The sequence below is a fragment of the Lysinibacillus parviboronicapiens genome, assembly GCF_003049605.2.
Taxonomy (GTDB): domain Bacteria; phylum Bacillota; class Bacilli; order Bacillales_A; family Planococcaceae; genus Lysinibacillus; species Lysinibacillus parviboronicapiens.
This window is the reverse complement of sequence record NZ_CP073713.1, coordinates 2,538,285-2,557,099: the sequence shown is the minus strand read 5'-3', so window position 1 is coordinate 2,557,099 and position 18,815 is coordinate 2,538,285. Positions and strand designations below refer to the sequence as shown.

Genomic DNA, 18,815 nt, shown 5'->3' with positions numbered 1-18,815 from the left:
GTTTGGGATAAGAAGGTAATAGAATTTTGTTCTTACTTATTCATATACCTAAAACGTTTTAAATATAGATTTAAACTACGATTTATCTACATTTCTTCATAAAATGGTTGAAGTAAACAAAGGTTTTGGAATTTTATATTTACGTCTTCAAATAGTTTACGATCGCCATAGCGAAGACTTACATTACTTACTTGAATCATGCAAGTTCCTCCTTTTTTCACAATGGCTCTAGTATATCATGAAATATGTTCCATAGTCTATAAACATTATTAAATCAACGTTTATCGTTATTTTAGCTGTTGCCTAGCCTGCTATTCTATCCCAACTAGCTGCAATCGCTGACTGAATAAAGACACAGACGATGCTTCCATTACTTTTAAAACATGTCTGTATACTTAAAAATGCAAAGTAATTAGGGAAGTGAAGTTCTCATTGTAAATCGCACGATTATTCTTTTTGTTCAGCCGTCTCAGTAAAAATTAATAATGACAGAAGAATAAGAGGGTCATAAATAAGATTCCGCATAACGGGTGCTTTGTCGTATATCAAAAATATACTAATTACAATTTTCTGTTATTGGTATAAAGTAGTAAAGGTGGGAAATTAATAGAGTGATAGCGTTAAAGTTATGAGTTGAGAAAGGTTGAAGTTTTATATGAAAAACATTTGGTTTATATTGGTTTTAGCGGTATAAAGAAAGATGAAGGACGGTGGGGAGACATGGGAAAAGATGCGCTTATTTCAAAATTTCATAAAGAGCTAAGACAATATGCAGAGGTAGAAGGTTACATAAGAGAAGAAACGGAACATGTTGTACGTCACATATCCCAGTTTGGTGAGAAAAGCTTTATTATTTCTTCTAATGTAACGGATGGGAATGTGGAAAAAGTTATTGAACAAGAACTTACCTATTTTCGAAAACTCCATCAAGCGTTTGAATGGAAGGTATACAGTTATGACAAGCCATCTAATTTAATGGAGAGGCTTGCCCAGCAAGGCTTTACAATTGAAGATCCTGAAGCGGTCATGGTTTTAACGTTGGAAGCACAGCATGCGCTACTACTGGCGACAACACATCCCCAGTTGAAAGAAATAACGGATGAACAAGGTATTCAAGATATTGTCAAACTAGAAGATAGCATTTGGCATGTTTCACATTTAGAAATGGGCATAAGATTATGGCGTGACAAGCAAGCAATTCCTGAATCCCTTCATCTTTATGGTATTTATGAAGATAACCAGCTTGTTAGTGCGGCATGGATGTATACCGAAAACAATTCATCTTTTGTCAGTTTATGGGGCGGTTCAACATTGCCTGATTATCGAGGTAGGGGCTATTATTCGGCACTTTTAGCTGCAAGGGCAAAAAAAGCATTTGAAAAAGGTTATCGCTATCTTACTGTCGATGCTAGTCCGATGAGTAGACCGATTCTCGAAAAGTTTGGTTTTTGTTGTCTTGCTTATGCTTACGCCTGTGATTCTCCATCGCATAACAGCTAAGTATGATTGTTGGATGTTCAGTATAGTAGGAGATGTTAGTGCGTATAGATCTCTTCTACCACTTACAGAAATCGTCATACATTATATATAGCTCTTAATTTTTATAAAACGATAATGACAGTCACATCCCAGTCGGGTGTGGCTTTTTGGTTAGAGATATGTAATACATGATACCGAACCTTTTTTGAACTTGAGATAACAATCCGCTTTTAGAGAGTAGTCGACTGCTAAAGGACTGATTCTTGCAGTAAAAGGAAGCTGAGGTTTGAAATTGTTTTCATTCCTAGAATATGCTTTACTAGTAGTGAATTGGACGAGGAAAGGTTTTAATAAAGTATGAAAAACAAGCAATGGACATTTTCGATGATTTTGGTAGTTGTAAGTATTTTTTTAGTAGCTCTTAATATGCGCCCTGCGGTGACTGGTATTGGACCACTTTTCAATATATTGAAAGCATCACTTCATGTTTCGAATACTCAGATGAGTTTATTAACCTCTATTCCAGTGTTTTGTATGGGGCTCTTTGCACCACTTGCTGTGCCATTGCAAAAAAAGCTTGGAACGAAAATTGCCATTGCGCTGCTAATTATAATCGTCGCCCTAGCAAATGGCTTGCGGTTTCTTGAGGAAAATTATGTACTGCTTGTGGTCACAAGCTTTGCGGCTGGTTTTGCCATTACCATTATCGGGCCGATTGTAAACGCCTATATTAAGGAAAAATTCCCGAAGCGCTTTGCGACAGTCGTTGGCGTTTATTCTTTTGGCATTGGAACGGGTGCAACATTGAGTGCGGCGTTGACAGTATCATTTTATAATCGTTTTAATCAACATTGGACAGTTGCGCTTGGTAGTTGGGTAGTGCTTGCAGTTATAGCACTCGTTTTTTGGTTACTCGTTGTTCGAAGCAAGCAGGATCATTTGACGAGTCAAGAAGAGATGACACAAGGAGCAGCACGCAATCCTTGGAAAAATCGTCGTGCATGGACAATCTTAGTGTACTTTGGCTTACAAACATCATTATTCTTTTCGATGATGTCTTGGTTATCGCCAATGTTGCAGGATAAAGGCTTTTCACTTGTTGCCGCAAGCTCCATGTTAACATATATGTCGATTGTTCAAATGATTGGTAATATTGTTATTCCAATGCTGATGGAGAAGTGGCCAAACCGCATTACATGGCTAGTTGCATTAGGGGCACTTGGCATAATAGGCTTTATATTATTATGGGTAGGTACAGGAGCAATGTTATGGGTGGCAGTATTCATCATCGGTATTGTTTTAAGTGGCTTATTTCCAATTGGCTTATTACTACCACTTGATGAAGCACGCACTAACGAAGAAGCAAATAGTTGGTCTTCAATGGTGTTATCAGGTGGTTTTATGATGAGTTCGATCATTCCCATACTAATTGGCTATTGCTATGACGTGACAGGTAATCACGCCTTTACGTATGTTATTTTTATCGTATTAATGCTTGGTATTATTACAACAACCTTTATCTTAAAGAAAAATAATTAAAAGGCATGCTGCGAAAAAGTAGCATGCCTTTTCTTTCCAATATGGCGAATTTTGTAGGTAAATGTACATAAAAGTGTATGCCTAAATAGAGATTTAATAGGTGTTTAGATATAGTTATTTGGTGAGTGCTATAATATTAAAAAAATATTTCACTAATAATATTATTATGTAAACTTGAAACGTTTGAAATCCTTGTTTATGATAGAAAAGAGGAAAGATGCTTATATAGAAAGTTTTGGTGAACGAATGCGAAAAAAGATGCTTATACTCGGAGCGGCAAGTCTGCTTTTAACAGGCTGTGACGATCAATCGGTTGCTGAAATGTTTAAAACAGAAAAGGCACAGGTTAAAACAGAAAAGGCTGTCAGTAATTCGGAACAAAAGATTGTACCAGAGGTAAAAGTTGTTGGCGAGAACGGTACCGGTGCAGGTATTATTGTGAAAAAGGAGCCAAATATGCTCTATATTGTGACTAATGGTGCACTTGTCGCTTCAAAGCCTGCAGCTCTCGTAAAACTTAGTAATGAAAAACTGGTTGCGGCTGACGTTTACTATATGTCTACTGCCCACAACATTGCTATTTTACAAGTGAAGTACAAGGCTTCGGTCAATGTTCCAGTTGTCTACAGTGGTGAATTAAATAAGCTAGCTGTTTATGTAGACGGTTTACCACACACAATCAACAAATATAGCGATAAAATAGCAGCCTATTATGTAGATGTGGATGAAGAATTACCATTAGGTAGCCCTGTAATGGCAGCACAGAATGGCGAAATCGTGGGTATTTATTATAACCGTCAGCACAATGGCGTTTCACAACCCTACATACTGCCTTTTAAAGATATTGTACAGTTATTAGATGAATGGATTGCAGATGGGATGAAGGCTAAAGAACGTTTATCACAATCCAAGAATTTGTATCCTTATATTGAAGAAGGAGATAAAGAGGCCGTCAAACAAATGATTGAAAAATATGGTAAGAATATTTTTGCCTACAACTCTGATGAAGTGAAAATTTTTATTGATACATTTCATGAGCATTTAAAAGCTGCCGTCACAATTAATGATGCAAGCGTCATGAAAAATATAACGGGTGCAGAAGATTTACAAAGTACACTGGATAGCATGGTGGCTTATTATGCATCAAAAAATGCAAAGATCCATTTTTCAAATACGACCATTAAAAGCATTGATATGGTAGGTCAAAATATTGTTGTACGTGCCAAAACAGAGTATGTGCTAACAAATTCAGCGGGGCAGGAGGCACTTGCCAACTCCCTGATGAAATATGAGATTTTTAAAAATGAACAAGGCGAATATAAGCTGATTCGTCTTACTGCTGAGGAGTGAGGTAATAGAATGGAGCAAGCAAGACAAATGCTACAGCACCACTTTGGCTATGATTCATTTCGCATCGGACAGGCACAAATTATAGAGCAGGCCCTAAGCGGTCAGTCAAGTCTTTGCGTTATGCCAACGGGCGGTGGGAAATCCATTTGCTATCAAATTCCTGCACTTATGTTAGATGGGATTACAATTGTCATTTCACCGCTTATTTCTCTTATGCAAGATCAGGTAGAATCGTTACGCGCAGCCAATATTCCTGCTGCTTACATTAATAGTACGTTATCAGCGCAAGAAGTAGATGAGACGATGCATTTAGCGAGTGCAGGTTATTTAAAACTGCTCTATATTGCCCCGGAGCGACTAGAGAGTACTGCGTTTTTACAGGCACTGTCTCATTTCAATGTCCCATTAATTGCTGTTGATGAGGCACATTGTATATCCCAGTGGGGACATGATTTTCGACCAAGTTATCGTGCCATTCAAAAATTATTTACATTGTGGTCTCAAAAGCCAACTGTTCTAGCACTTACTGCTACGGCAACACCGGCTGTGTGTGAGGATATTCGACAATTATTAGATATTGACGAGTGTGCGACGGTCATTACTGGCTTTGCACGTGAAAACCTTTCTTTTTCAGTGTTAATTGGTGAAAATAAAGAACGTTATATTAAAAATTATATAGAAAAAAACAGGAATGAAGTTGGCATTATTTATGCGGCGACTAGGAAAGCAGTGGACGGGTTGTATGAGGTGTTATCTCGCTCTGGTGTATCTGTCGCTAAATATCATGCGGGCTTACCTGAAGACATGCGCATGTCTGAGCAAGAACGTTTTTTAAAAGACGAGGCGCGAATCATGGTCGCTACCAATGCGTTTGGTATGGGAATTGATAAAAGTAATGTACGTTTTGTCATTCATTATCAAATGCCGCGTAATATGGAGAGCTATTACCAGGAAGCTGGTCGTGCAGGTCGTGACGGTTTGCCAAGTGCTTGTATTTTGCTTTATGCTTCTGGGGACGTACAGACGCAACGTTTTTTAATCGAACAAACACAGGACGAAACACGAATTGCCCAAGAATTAGCGAAGTTACAAATTATGGTGGATTATTGTCACACAGAAGGTTGTTTGCAAAATGCCATTTTGACGTATTTTGGAGAGCTAGCAGGTGAGCCGTGTGGACGATGCGGTAATTGTAATGATGGACGTGAAGTGAAGGATGTTACAGTAGAAGCTCAAAAGGTATTAGCTTGTGTAGTGCGGATGGGGCAAAAATTTGGCAAAACGATGGTGGCACAAGTATTAATTGGTTCGAAAAATCAAAAAGTCTTGGAATTTGGTTTTACTAGGCTTTCCACATATGGCATATTAAAAGGTCATTCTTCAAAGGAAGTATCGAATTTTATTGAATTCTTAATTGCAGAGGGATTACTTGCCGTGAAGCATGGCACGTTCCCGACGATTTATGTGTCCGATGAAGGCAAAGCCGTTCTTCTTGGTGAACATCAGGTAACGCGAAAAGAAGCGGTCACTGTACGTAGACTTGCAGAGAATGATCCATTATTTGAGCATTTACGATTGTTGAGAAAAGACATTGCTGACGAGGAAAGTGTACCACCGTTTGTGGTGTTCTCTGATAAGACCTTACGTGAGTTATGTGACAAAAAGCCGACCGAGCTAGAAGGACTTCGAAATGTGAGTGGTATTGGGGAAGTGAAATTTGAGAAATATGGCAAGCGTTTCTTTGAGGCACTACAGTCGTTTACAGAAAGTAACGGATAAGTCGTAAAATTGTCGCCTCTTACACAGGGGGCGGCAATTTTTGCGTATGAACGTTATGGCATGAACTAAACTTACATGTATTAGCAAATGATAACCACGTATTTTGAGCAGACTTTGTTCACAATACGTGGTTATTTAATGCGATTTATGATCTGTCTTTGACAACATGTTCTAAGAGTTGTTTTTTTATATGTTTTAAACATCATCCTCCGTGATAACAATTTTAACAACGAGCACTGTGCAGTGTTCATAGTTAGCATTGTTTGTGGAAAGGGACCTTATAAGAAATCCGCTAGAATCTATCATGACATCTCTCGCAACAAGCGTCTTATAGTGCTTTACATATAAACTAATATGCTATTGCAGACTGCTATATTATTTCTTCCAGTGTTGTTCAATAAATGTATCACGTCCAGAGATAGTACGATCTTGTTTATAATGTTGTGGTTCTTTTTTATAATAATCCTGATGGTAATCTTCCGCTGGATAAAAGTGTTGAGCATCACGAATAATGGTTACAATAGGTTTATCAAAGCGACCACTTTTAGCAAGCTTTTCCTTCGAGGCTATTGCTATGTGCTTTTGTTCCTCCGTATATGTAAAAATTGCAGTCGCATAAGAAGCACCGCGGTCATGGAATTGACCATATGCATCGGTAGGATCAATTTGCATCCAGTAGATATCTAGTAACTGCTCATAGCTAAAAATGGCTGCATCATATTCAATTTCGACCACTTCTAAATGGCCGGATGTTCCTTTTTTTACATCTTCATAGGTCGGGTTTTCTATGTGACCACCCATATAACCAGAAGTGACTTTATGTATACCATCCCATTCAACAAATGGCTTTACCATACACCAAAAACAACCGCCAGCAAATGTAGCTTTTTCAATCATTTTACTCATCCTCTCTTTTGTGAAAATAGTATAGCATTTTTTTACTCATTACTGGTAATTTAGGTGTAGAATAACGGGTAGATAGATTTTACGAGTTAGTAGTATAAAAAATGAAACTTTACGTACTATCAATCGTTAAATTAACTATAAAAATTAGAGGAGTTAATGAGTTATGGAAGAGGAAGAGTATACAAGACGCTCGCAACGTCCCAAAAAACGCCGTTTACGGAAAGGGCGCGCCATTTTTACGTTGTTGCTACTGTTTGTCATTGTAATAGCTGTATATTCGGTTATGCAATATCGAAGCGGCTTACAATTAGCATCAGATACAAAGGTGGCACAGGAAGATTTTAGCGGCGATCAAATAAAAGGCGATATTGAAAACTATTTATTATTAGGTATTGATACTCGTGGTGAAGAAAAATCACGTACAGATACAATGATGGTATTATCTTGGAATAAGGCTACGAATGATGTGAAGCTTGTGTCGTTTATGCGGGATATTTATGCGGATATACCTGGCTATCAGTCCTATAAATTAAACACAGCCTACTATTTAGATGGCGTCCAACTTTTAAAGGAAACGATTAGCAATATGTTTGGCTTGCCCATCCATCATTATGCACTTGTCGATTTTAAAAATTTTGAATCACTCGTTGATATTTTAGCGCCAAATGGTGTTGAAATGGATGTAGAAAAGGATATGTCCGAAAAAATTGGCGTCACGCTTACACAGGGTGTGCATCATTTAAATGGTCAGGAATTACTCGGCTATGCTCGATTCCGACAAGATGCTGAAGGGGACTTCGGTCGAGTGGCACGTCAGCAGAAAGTAATTGAAGCATTGAAAAATGAAATATTAGCGCCTCAAAACATCCTCAATTTACCGAAATTCGTTGGGGCTGCACAGGGCTATATAACAACAGATTATTCATCAGCTGGTGAAATTCAGCAAGTTCTGAAAATGCTCTCTAAAGGGAAGGTATCGATTGAGAAAGCTACAGTGCCAATCGAAGGAAGCTATGAATTCCAAAACTTTAGCCACGCTGGTTCAGCCATCGTTATTGATGTTGAAAAAAACAAAGAATTTTTACGTGAATTTTTAGGTATTTCATTAGAGTGATTTTTAGCAAAAGCCAACATTATCCTGTAATATAAAGGGAGAGCAACTGGATTGGGGTGACTATATGGAAAAAGAAAGACCGAAAGAGCGGTCAAATTTGTTTTCGACGAAATTTATTCGCTTTCTAGGTGGTAAAAACTTATTATTTACATTGTTTATTTTATTATTACTTGCATGTGTTATTTTTATGTTCGATAAAGTTTCCTTCATATTTACCCCCCTTCAAGTATTATTTGAAGTGGTTATTTTACCAGGAGTACTGGCAGTCATCGGATATTATTTATTGCGTCCATTACTAGCCATTTTAGAAAACTGGCGGATTCCAAGAATTTGGGGCATCTTAATTTTATATATTGGGGTTATTGGCGTAATTACTTTACTCGTCGTACTTGTGTATCCGTTCTTGCGGGAACAATTTACGAATTTAGCCCAAGAATTCCCTGTGTATTTTATGGCACTCACGCAAAAAATTGTGGATTACTTGAATAATTCACGTATCAATGAATACTTAGATAATATTAATTTTAACTATGAGCAAGTTGTTACGAATTTCACAACTGATATGGTTGAAACGGTAAAAGACACGGCAGCCAATTTAGCGCAAGGTGTTGCTACAGGTATTACAGGCTTTTTATCAACCTTAACAGGAATCATTCTATCACTTGTAACGGTACCATTTATATTATTTTACTTATTAAAGGATGGCGAAAACCTACCGAAATTTATTATAAAGATTTGCCCGCCACGTATGCGTAAAGGTTTACATGAAGTGTTGCACGATATGGACAAGCAAATTAGTTCATACATACAGGGTCAAATTTTAGTATCTATGTGTATTGGGGCAATGGTAACGATTGGTTTCTTGATTATCGGTATGGATTACGCGTTATTACTTGGTTTCCTTGCGATGATTACCAGTGTTGTACCGTATTTAGGGCCGGTTATCGCCATTACGCCTGCAGCAATTATTGCGCTCGTGACATCGCCATTTATGCTTATTAAACTAGCGATAGTATGGACTGTTGTTCAGCTGATTGAAGGGAAATTTATTTCTCCACAAATTATGGGGAAATCATTAAGTATCCATCCAATTTCCATTATTTTCGTTTTGTTAACAGCAGGTTCGTTATTCGGCGTCCCAGGTGTCATTTTAGGGATTCCTGGATACGCAATCTTAAAAGTTTTTGTGAAGCATATGTTCAGACTGTTTAAACTGCGTTACAACCGCTATGAGGATGAGGCACAGCAAAAATATGATGTGTGAATTAAAACAGTTGCTACGACTTGTAGCAACTGTTTTTTAACAAAACAAGGCAAAAGGCCATCAGCCATTATTTTATATCTACAAAACAATAAAGTCCTTCCAACTAATATGTGCGGAAGGACTTTATTGTATTAATGGCTACTTAATAGGTCTAGTCATTTATTTGTAATTATTGCGCGCTCTATTTTCCCACCATGATAACAGTAGTATCTTTCTACATCCATGTGTTTAATGCTGTGAAGTGATTGTTGTGCAGTTTCAATATCTAAGCAAAAATGTGGGTTGGCAATTTTCAATTCATTATTTTCTACAATAGCGGCATCGCCAGTAATGACTGTTTTTAATGCGGGAATATGCAGAGAAATATGACCAGATGTATGCCCAGGCGTTGATATGACGACACATTCATTACTGAGAATACAATCGCCATTGCTTACGATTGTATCGACTTGCACATGCTTTAAACAGGTTAATTGTTTAATGAATGCTTGTCCAAATTCCTTTTGAGTATCTGGTAATACTTCTAACATCTTCTCAGCTTGTAGTAATCTTTCTGATTTAGTGGTTCCTTCAATCGCATCTTTTTCAATTGCACTCGCCATAATTTTAAGGTGAGGGTATTTGACTTTAAAATCAAACAAAGAACCGATGTGATCATCATCATAATGTGTAATGATAATATTTTTTAGATCGTTCATTTTATAACCGAGTGCAATGATTCGTTGTTCTATCATTGGCAGAAACTGTGGGTATCCAGTATCTACTAATGTTAAATCATTATTATCAATAATTAACGTAGGGTATATAAAGTGTGTTTCGTTATTGTAGTGATAAGGTAAAGCCAATTCTTCTATTTTTATCATAGTTTTTCCTCCTACCTACACGATTGTATGATTCAGTAGTCAATACTTATCATTATATACCATAGCAATTGGATAAACATTTATAATAAATTTTGCTCGTTTACAAGTAATTGAATAAATAAAGGGTCTGTTCAAAAGTTGAAAAATCGACAATTGAACAGACCCTATATCGTTAGTGGTTATTAGTGTTGCAGCTGTAGTTGTACTTGTGCTAAACGATCAACTGCTTCTTGCAGTACTTCTTTAGGTTGTACTAAAGCTAAACGTAAATAGCCTTGTCCTGCAGAGCCAAATACTGTTCCAGGCACTGTCACAACGCCTACTTGTTCAATGAGCTTGAAAGCAAGTTCTGTGCAATCCATATCGTACGGATATTTTGCCCAGACAAACATGCCACCATTAGAAGGGGCCGCATCCCATCCGAGGCCACGTAAGCCATTCATCAACGTTTTATGACGCTCAGAGAATGTTGCACGCAAGTTTGCGGTAATTTCCTCTGCGTTATCTAGTGCGACTACTGCAGCGTCTTGAATTGGTTCAAAGATACCGAAATCTAAATTAGATTTAAGTTGCTTCATAATGGCAATCATCTCTGCGTTCCCCGCGATATAAGCAATACGTGTACCAGCTAAGCTAAAGCTTTTTGAAAGAGAGTTAATTTCCATGCCAACTTCTTTTGCTCCAGGGGCTGAAAGGAAACTAATCGGACCTTCTCCTGTAAAGTAAAACTCTGAATAAGCAGCATCATGTAATACGATGACGTTATATTTTTTCGCAAAGGCAATCACTTTTGCAAAATAATCTAAAGAGGGCATTGCAGGAACTGGGTTACCAGGTAAGTTTAAAATAAGTAGCTTTGCCTTGTGCGCAATTTCTTCCGGCACAGCATCTAAATCCGGTAAAAAGTTATTTTCAGCTGTTTGTGGCATGTAATAGGGTGTTGCGCCTGCAAGATGAATTCCAGCATCGTAGGCAACATATGCTGGATTTGTTGAAAGAACGATGTCTCCTGGATCACAAAAGGCCATTGGTAAATGTACTAAACCTTCTTGAGAGCCAATTGTTTGTATGATTTCACAAGCGGGGTCTAAATCCACATTGCTACGTCTTTTGTAATAGCGACTAACTGCCTCATAAAAACGTTGGGTGCCTGTTAATGTGTAACCATATGACTCTGCTAGATTCGCTCTATATGATAATTGCTCGCGAATTTTTTCATGTGGGGGAAGGTCAGGGCTACCTAAACTTAAATCAATCATAGTCATGCCTTTTGCTTGTTGTTGTTTTGCGAAGTTTTTTAAATCTCCAAAAATAGCTGGTGTAAATAATGACATTTTTTTTGATGGTTCGATTTTCAAACGACTACACTCCTTATAGTTGTATAACAGAATAGTAGTACACATTTTATCATACTAAAGCGCATAAAGGGGAAGTTATTCTGAAAAAAGAATATATTTTTGTAATGGAGAAGATGTACGCATAGACTAGAAGAAATATTTTAAAATCTGGTGTAAACTAAAAGAAAATAAATAGTATCTATGCTTCTACGGCGGGATTATTTGAGGCCTTCAACTCATATTGCGAAAGTTAGGGGGGAGTTACATGAAAGTATGTTCGTTAAGTGGACCTAGTGGAACAGGAAAAAGTACAAGTGCCCTTGTTTTTGCTCATAAGGTAGGAATAGAGGCTATTATTGATGATGGTTTACTGATTGTAAACGGAGTCAAAGTAGCGGGCGTATCCGCAAAATTTGAGAAAAATACAATTACAGCGGTCCGACGCGCTATCTTTTCTGATGATGGACATTGTGAGGACGTAAAAAAAGCACTTGGTACATACAACGTTCAATCCATTTTACTGATTGGGACGTCAGATAAAATGACGAAAAGTATTGCCAAACGATTAGAGCTTGGTCCAATCAGTACGTATTACTACGTGGATGATGTCCGTTCCCAAAAGGAAATCCAAAAGGCACGCTTTATCCGAGAAACGCAAGGCAAACATGTTATGCCTATACCATATCGTCAAGTGGAACAAAATTTCTTTAAACGACTAGTTCAAAAGGGCAAAGAGATTTTCTCACCAAAACGAGAGAAAATTGGTGAAACAACGATCGTTCGGCCTGATTTTCAACAGCAATATATTGAAATAGAAAAGCAAGTTTATGTGCAGCTTATTACTTATAACTGTACACAACAAGAAATTGTGCAGAAGGTGGAACAAGTGCAATTTAGCCTTGGAGAGCAGGCTAAGGCTGCTATAACGCTGCAACTAAAGATGCCTATTGATTATTCATTGCGCGATCGATTGTCTCAGTTACAAGAAGCGGTGCAAACATCATTTTATCAGCATTTTGGCTATGAGCTAGATGCCATTCACCTTCATATTAAGTCAGCAGTGTTAAAGAAAAAGTAAAACCCAGGTACTCTATTTGCCAAGAGGCGAGAAGAGTACCTGGGTTTTATTTAGGTTGACGCTTGAAATGTGGCTGACGTTTTTCAACAAAGGCAGCACAGCCCTCAGAAAAATCAGCACCTACAAATGGGGTAGAACCTTGCCATAACTTTGGCACACTATCTACACACTCTTGGACAGATTGTTTGACGGCGAGTAATGATTGTGGTGACATACCAGCGACAAGTTTCCCCATACGAATCATGTACTTATTTAAGTCCTTTTCAGCGACTAAATAGTTTAAGAGCCCAAGTTTGAAAGCTTCTTCTGCTTTAAACATACGTCCTGTAAATACTAAATCCTTCGTGGTAGATGGACCAACAAGCTGGACTAAGCGTTGAGCAAATTTGTTATTGAGGGTAATTCCTAATTTACCCACAGGAATCCCTAATTTTGCTTTTTCAGAACCGATGCGGATATCACAGGCTAATGCAAGTTCTAAACCAGCGCCCATTGCAGGCCCATTGATAACGCCGATTGTTGGAATGGGCAATCGTTCAATTGTTGAGATGGTTTTTTCCATATGTACAAATGCTTCTTCCGCTTTTTCCAACGAGATAGCATTGAATTCTTTAATATCGGAACCAGCTGTGAAGTTTTCACCAGAACCTCGTAAAATGAGCACTTTATTTTTAGGATTATCCAATACTTGTAGTGCAATCTTTGCTAATTGATCCCACATATTTGCTGTTAGTGCATTTTTCGCCTGAGGACGGTGGATTGTAATAATGGCTAGTCCAGCAGTTTCCTGATAGATAATTTTAGCATCCTCTGCTTCAAGTCGTGTCGTTCTTACTTGCATAATTGAAAAGCCCCCCACATTAAGATAATAGCCTTATTATATAACACAAACGGCAATAAACATTAAATTATACGAATTTTCATGTAAATTTAGTCTGTTACACAAGAAAAGAGGCAAATTCAAGAAATTGTACTACAACAGTGGGATGTAGATTTACTATTGTAATAAAGCAAAAGATGTGAGAAACTATTTTCAGAACATGTGTTTCTTTATGACGAAAGAGGCATTTCCATGTTAGAAGCGATGACGTTCATCATGTTACAGATTATCCGACACTAAGTTTTGGAAAAATAACCATTACACACACCTCAAATTAATATAAAATAGAATAATAATTACCTGCACCAGCAAATAAGGAGGTAGCTAAATGATTGCATTAAGGGATGCTTGGGAAAGTTACTTATTGTTATTAAATTCTTTGAAGAAAAGTGCAGCAACAAAAAAGCAATATAATCTGGATGGACAGCAATTTTTAACATTTGCAAATAAGGAAAACTATCTTTTTTTGGACAACCAATTTAAAGAATTATTATTTGTATATAGTAATCATCTGAAGGAAATGTATGCGAATGTGAATACGTACAATCATAAAATTGCTACACTTCGTAGTTTTGTGGAATTTGTATTTTTACGTGAGTGGGTTGAACCATTTGATTATCAATTGGTTTTACAACCAATGAAGAGAGAGAAAGAAGCATTAAAAATACTGTCAAAAGAGCAATTAATAAAGATAGTTGATGTATGGCCAACATATTTTCAATTTGCCAAAACAAAAGAGCATGTATGGCTAGCAAGACGCAACGGCTGTATTGTACAAATGTTACTGGAGACAGGGTGCAAACCGGCAGAGCTTGTGCGCATGAAATGGACGCATTTACTTACAGATGCCTCACTAATTTATGTATCTAACAATAACGGTCGAAGAGAAATTAAACTTTCGAATATTCTAATTGAGATGTTGCAGCATTACAAAGTAGCAACCGAAGAAATTCATCAGGAGAAGGTTGGGGAATGGCTGTGGGTGAGTGAAGCGAGCCAGACAAAATCCATCACAACAAAGACTGTAGAGCGCATATTCCAAACAATTTCAAAAGAAATTGGGACGGCTGTCCGAGCAACTGATTTACGTTATACAGTGATGCAAAAGGCCTTACAAAGTGAAAAAACAATTGAAATTATTCAACAAAAAATGGGTTATGTACGAAAGTGGGTATTAACGGAAAGAGGAGAACGTTTTAAATAGTGCGTGCAGGAAATAGTATCATTATCATTCAACTAATCGCTGCACGCTATTTTACAAGTGATTCAAAGCTTTAACACTTACTTTTACAGATAATTCGTGTTTACCGCCTGTATAAACACCTTCGACAGGGCTTATATCTGAGTAATCTCGCCCAATACATAAGATGATGTGATTTTCTAGTACTTCCACATTATTTGTTGGGTCTAAACCAATCCATCCAATACCGGGAATCATTACTTCTACCCAAGCATGTGTAGCTATATCGCCGATTAGGGCAGAGTTGTCATCGACATATAAATAACCACTCACATAACGTGCGGGAATGCCCTTTGCTCGTAAAACGGCAAGCATGACATGTGTGAAATCCTGACAAACGCCTCTTTTTAAAATGAAAGCCTGACTTGCAGTTGTGGTTACATCTGTAGCATCTGCATCATATTCAAATGTTGAATATAAATACTGCATTAAATTAAGGGAAAATAGCACTGGGTTTTCGGCATGACCAATCGCATGATAAACTTCCTCTAACTGTACTTCGGTCATAAAGGTAAAGTTAGTTGACTTTAAATAGGGTAAATAATGCTCATAAAAAAGTTGAGAATGAAAAATTGTTTGCATCTCTGGTGAATATTGAATACGGTGTATAAATGGCGCTCGTTGAATACTCACAATAGATGTTGTTTGAATTTCTAGCTCTTGGTGTTGCTCTGGGATATAAAAAGTTCCGACAGTGTTTCCCCAAATGTCCAAATGCTCACGCGTGAGTGAAGAAGGTGTAATTGTGATACGATAAGAGAGTAAGCGCTGTCGTTCATCGCTCCTAGGCTTTAAGCGGATTGTGTTCAAACTTTGATCGACTTCAGACTCATATTGAAAAATATTTGTATGCTGAATTTCAAATTTCATAGTGTCCGCTTCCTTTTCATTACTGACTTGCTTGTTGAAAGGGAGCTGTATGTTGTTCCTTTCATAATTGTGCGCTGGGTTCATATAAATGATAAGTTGTTGCAAATGTATGACTAAAATCGATACATTGCCACAATCTTTCCTCCATTGAAAAAATAGCTTCTTCTAATGTGATTGTCAATACGTCTATATTAATCATTGCTACTAGTAAAGCTTTTAACGGATTGTTGACTGCTAAAAATCGAGCAGATAGATGGTCTTTTTCAATATGCATAAAGGCCTCTTCTAGTTTATTGAAACAAAACATTACTGAGCTTGGAAAATGTTCATCATGTAATAGATATTGAATGACACAAGCCAAGTTCGTTTGGCGATGCTTTCTTAAATAAGATTCTGTCGCTTTCGATAAATCTAACAGAAACGCTCCGTCCGCTTCTTGTATGGAACTTGCCATCTGTTTTTGTTGCTCTAGCATAATTAATGCCATACGAATCGTTTTTTCCGCCCGTTCCATCCATTTTCCGACTTGCATAAAATAAAACGGTAAATCCCGATCCATGGACCCTTCAATTAACCCTGTTACAGTCAAGGATGTCTTGCGCACATTTTGTAAAAAATAGTTAAGCGATATGAGTGGAAAAGGTTTTTCACGTTCAATAATTTCCTGCTGTAAATATAAATAGAAAGAGTTCTGCAATTCCCAAAGCTCGATAGGGATACTATCACGTGTTATGCGTGCATTTTCTCGAATTGCACGCAAGGTTGCAAGGAGGGCATTACTATTTTTTTCGGAAAATAATAGATATTCAATAAGTGGATTGACACGTCTGGATTCATAATACGACATAAATTCTTCTTTTGACGCACAAATATCTAATATGGCTTCCCAATGATCGATATATTCATTTTCCTTCCCAGATTGCTCCAACATATTCAACAGCTGTACTTGTAATATATGTGCGTTCGTTTCTGTTCGTTCGCTATATCTTGCCATCCAGTATAGTGCATCTGCTACTCGACTTAGCATGCTGTATTTCCTCCTTTAATATCCACGTATCTTTTGCTCCTCCACCTTGTGAAGAATTGACAACTAATGATCCTTCTTTTAAGGCAACACGTGATAAACCTCCAGGTAGTACATAAATGTCATCACCCTTCATGACGTACACACGTAAATCGACATGACAAGGATAAAATCGCCCATCCTGATAAGCAGGGGCACGTGACAATTGAATAGTTGGTTGAGCAATGTATTGATGAGGATTTTCTAAAATTTTCTGCCGGAAAAGCGCTATGTCCTCGTCACTAGCATGTGGTCCGATAAGCATATCATAACCACCAGAAGCACTGACATTTTTTACAACAAGTTCGTGTAAATGATCGAGTACCCATGCACGTTGCTCATCATCATGTAAAAGATATGTTACCACATTTTCTAAAATTGGTTCCTCTTTTAAATAGTAACGAATCATATCGGGCACATAAACATAGATGGCCTTATCATCCGCTACGCCATTTCCTACAGCATTTAAAATCGCAACATTTCCTGCCTTATAAGCAGCCATAATATTCGCTACACCTAATAAAGAATCCTCGCGAAATACTGTTGGGTCTAAAAAATCATCATCAATTCGGCGATAAATAATATCTACTTGCTCTAGCCCATAAATTGTCTTCATATACACCATGTCACCCTGTACAATCAAATCTCGCCCTTCTACAAGCGGAATATTCAGCTGCTGTGCTAAAAAGACATGATCATAATAGGCTGAATTATACATGCCTGCTGTTAATAAGACAGCTTTAGGATCAGCACTGGCATCTAGTTTACGTGGACGATGTGCAAGGAGTGCCTTTTTCATAAACGCCATCTGTCTTTCGAGTGAAAGGATTGTATGCTTTGAGAAAAATTCTGGATACACTTCCTTCATTACATGACGATTTTGGAATACATACGACATGCCTGAGGGATTACGTAAATTATCTTCTAACACACGGTACACACCATTTTCATCGCGAATTAGATCAATACCTGCTAAAAAAATATGATTATCAATCGGTATTTGTACACCTACTATTTCTTTTAAATAATATGGATTGCTTTTTACAAGCCATTTCGGAATGACACCATCTTGTATAATAATCTGTTCATGATAGACATCATGTAAAAAACAATTCAAGGCTTCGACACGTTGTTTCATACCCGCTTCAATCACTGCCCATTGCTTATTAGGAATGATAATTGGAACAAAATCGAAGGGCATTGTTCGCTCCGTTCCACCCTGTGCACCATATACAGTAAATGTAATACCTTGTCTTAGGAAGCTCGATTGGGCTTGTTGATTTTTTTCTTCTAGCTGTTCTTTTGAAAATGCGCCTAACTTACGATGGAAGGACCGGTAGTGTGGTTTGGGTTGATTTCCATCTAGCATTTCATCAAAAAACAAACCGGATTCGTACAATTTCATAGGTGAATCGCCTCCAAATTTAAGTAGTAGTGAAAACATGTTACACTAGTAAGAAATACATAAAAGGAGCTAGCAAGATGACAATTATTAATTTAATGCAAGCATATGAGCTGGACAAGCTTTCTAAACTAGGTTTAACAGACGAGGAGATAATACGCACTTTACAATCTGGAGATGTATCCGCATGGCAGGAAAAGATTCCTCAATTTGAATTTCATGAAACTAAAGCACTCTTTCAAGAAGGGAAACATTTGTTCCTTGGTGCGTTGCATGGCAATTATCGTGTGAAGTATGTAACATTGCCAGGAATTCAACGTTTACTACAACTTCGTTTTCAACTAGAAGAGGGTGAGGATTATCAATTATTAGAAACAGGCATTCAATATTTGTCCTGTAATGAGGAGATTGTGACGAAGTTACAAAATCTGCTATCAGCTAATTGGCATCTTACAAAACAAGACGATGGAACATATAGTATTTTTGTCAAACAATAACATCGAACCAAATAATTCCACCCGCGTTATGAGACGAATCGACACGTATAGTTATCCACCTATTAATTTTTCAAATCGTCTCACAGCATTTTTCCATCCTAGAGTTTAATATTCGTATAGTTGGCTATTTATGCTTAAAATCAAATTAATTTTA

At 37.4% G+C, this 18,815-nt stretch carries 16 protein-coding genes; 9 read left to right on the top strand and 7 right to left on the bottom strand.

What is annotated here, in order from left to right; translation table 11 throughout:
* Nucleotides 1-720 precede the first annotated feature (720 nt).
* From C9J31_RS12145 to recQ, 4 genes are all read left to right on the top strand, one after another.
* Entirely contained in the window at nucleotides 721-1,500 is a 780-nt protein-coding gene (locus C9J31_RS12145; RefSeq protein WP_107950535.1) for a GNAT family N-acetyltransferase, read from the top strand.
* Nucleotides 1,501-1,836: 336 nt separating this feature from the next.
* Nucleotides 1,837-3,018, top strand: coding sequence for an MFS transporter (locus C9J31_RS12140; RefSeq protein WP_107950471.1), 1,182 nt, complete (start codon nucleotides 1,837-1,839; stop codon nucleotides 3,016-3,018).
* Nucleotides 3,019-3,216: 198 nt separating this feature from the next.
* Nucleotides 3,217-4,368, top strand: coding sequence for a TcaA NTF2-like domain-containing protein (locus C9J31_RS12135; protein ID WP_107950472.1), 1,152 nt, complete (start codon nucleotides 3,217-3,219; stop codon nucleotides 4,366-4,368).
* Nucleotides 4,369-4,377: 9 nt separating this feature from the next.
* Nucleotides 4,378-6,147: a DNA helicase RecQ gene (gene recQ, locus C9J31_RS12130; protein WP_107950473.1), complete on the top strand. Its 1,770-nt coding sequence runs from the start codon at nucleotides 4,378-4,380 to the stop codon at nucleotides 6,145-6,147.
* Between the two features lie 375 nt (nucleotides 6,148-6,522).
* On the opposite strand, the gene msrA is transcribed toward recQ, so the two are convergent.
* Nucleotides 6,523-7,044 carry a peptide-methionine (S)-S-oxide reductase MsrA gene (gene msrA, locus C9J31_RS12125; protein ID WP_107925988.1) on the bottom strand — a complete coding sequence of 174 codons (522 nt, stop codon included), beginning with the start codon at nucleotides 7,042-7,044 and terminating at the stop codon, nucleotides 6,523-6,525.
* Between the two features lie 172 nt (nucleotides 7,045-7,216).
* Here msrA and C9J31_RS12120 point away from each other — a divergent pair, with 172 nt between their 5' ends.
* Nucleotides 7,217-8,167 carry an LCP family protein gene (locus tag C9J31_RS12120; protein ID WP_107950474.1) on the top strand — a complete coding sequence of 317 codons (951 nt, stop codon included), beginning with the start codon at nucleotides 7,217-7,219 and terminating at the stop codon, nucleotides 8,165-8,167.
* Between the two features lie 64 nt (nucleotides 8,168-8,231).
* Nucleotides 8,232-9,431 (top strand): AI-2E family transporter, encoded by a 1,200-nt coding sequence (locus C9J31_RS12115; protein WP_107925992.1) that lies wholly within the window; start codon nucleotides 8,232-8,234, stop codon nucleotides 9,429-9,431.
* A 155-nt stretch (nucleotides 9,432-9,586) separates the two neighbouring features.
* Here the strand turns inward: C9J31_RS12115 and C9J31_RS12110 are convergent, their stop codons facing one another.
* Nucleotides 9,587-10,291 carry an MBL fold metallo-hydrolase gene (locus C9J31_RS12110; RefSeq protein ID WP_107950536.1) on the bottom strand — a complete coding sequence of 235 codons (705 nt, stop codon included), beginning with the start codon at nucleotides 10,289-10,291 and terminating at the stop codon, nucleotides 9,587-9,589.
* A 185-nt stretch (nucleotides 10,292-10,476) separates the two neighbouring features.
* Nucleotides 10,477-11,652 carry an aminotransferase class I/II-fold pyridoxal phosphate-dependent enzyme gene (locus tag C9J31_RS12105; protein ID WP_107950475.1) on the bottom strand — a complete coding sequence of 392 codons (1,176 nt, stop codon included), beginning with the start codon at nucleotides 11,650-11,652 and terminating at the stop codon, nucleotides 10,477-10,479.
* 244 nt (nucleotides 11,653-11,896) lie between these two features.
* Here C9J31_RS12105 and C9J31_RS12100 point away from each other — a divergent pair, with 244 nt between their 5' ends.
* Nucleotides 11,897-12,709, top strand: coding sequence for a hypothetical protein (locus C9J31_RS12100; RefSeq protein ID WP_107925996.1), 813 nt, complete (start codon nucleotides 11,897-11,899; stop codon nucleotides 12,707-12,709).
* 46 nt (nucleotides 12,710-12,755) lie between these two features.
* Here C9J31_RS12100 and C9J31_RS12095 read toward each other — a convergent pair whose 3' ends face one another.
* Entirely contained in the window at nucleotides 12,756-13,550 is a 795-nt protein-coding gene (locus C9J31_RS12095; protein WP_107925998.1) for an enoyl-CoA hydratase/isomerase family protein, read from the bottom strand.
* Nucleotides 13,551-13,917: 367 nt separating this feature from the next.
* Between C9J31_RS12095 and C9J31_RS12090 the strand changes: the two genes are divergently transcribed.
* On the top strand, nucleotides 13,918-14,793 hold the full coding sequence (locus C9J31_RS12090) for a tyrosine-type recombinase/integrase (protein ID WP_107950476.1): 876 nt from the start codon (nucleotides 13,918-13,920) through the stop codon (nucleotides 14,791-14,793).
* A gap of 51 nt (nucleotides 14,794-14,844) precedes the next feature.
* Here the strand turns inward: C9J31_RS12090 and C9J31_RS12085 are convergent, their stop codons facing one another.
* From C9J31_RS12085 to C9J31_RS12075, 3 genes are all read right to left on the bottom strand, one after another.
* A complete protein-coding gene (locus C9J31_RS12085; RefSeq protein WP_107950477.1) occupies nucleotides 14,845-15,699 on the bottom strand; it encodes a transglutaminase family protein in 855 nt (284 codons plus the stop codon).
* A 61-nt stretch (nucleotides 15,700-15,760) separates the two neighbouring features.
* Nucleotides 15,761-16,726, bottom strand: a complete 966-nt coding sequence (locus C9J31_RS12080; protein ID WP_107926004.1) for an alpha-E domain-containing protein — start codon at nucleotides 16,724-16,726, stop codon at nucleotides 15,761-15,763.
* Nucleotides 16,680-18,167, bottom strand: coding sequence for a circularly permuted type 2 ATP-grasp protein (locus C9J31_RS12075; protein WP_107950478.1), 1,488 nt, complete (start codon nucleotides 18,165-18,167; stop codon nucleotides 16,680-16,682). Before C9J31_RS12075 ends, C9J31_RS12080 begins: the two co-directional genes overlap by 47 nt.
* Before the next feature lie 77 nt (nucleotides 18,168-18,244).
* On the opposite strand from C9J31_RS12075, the gene C9J31_RS12070 reads away from it, so the two are divergent.
* Complete coding sequence (locus tag C9J31_RS12070; protein ID WP_107950479.1) at nucleotides 18,245-18,661, top strand: hypothetical protein; 417 nt, start codon at nucleotides 18,245-18,247, stop codon at nucleotides 18,659-18,661.
* The last annotated feature ends 154 nt before the right edge of the window (nucleotides 18,662-18,815 follow it).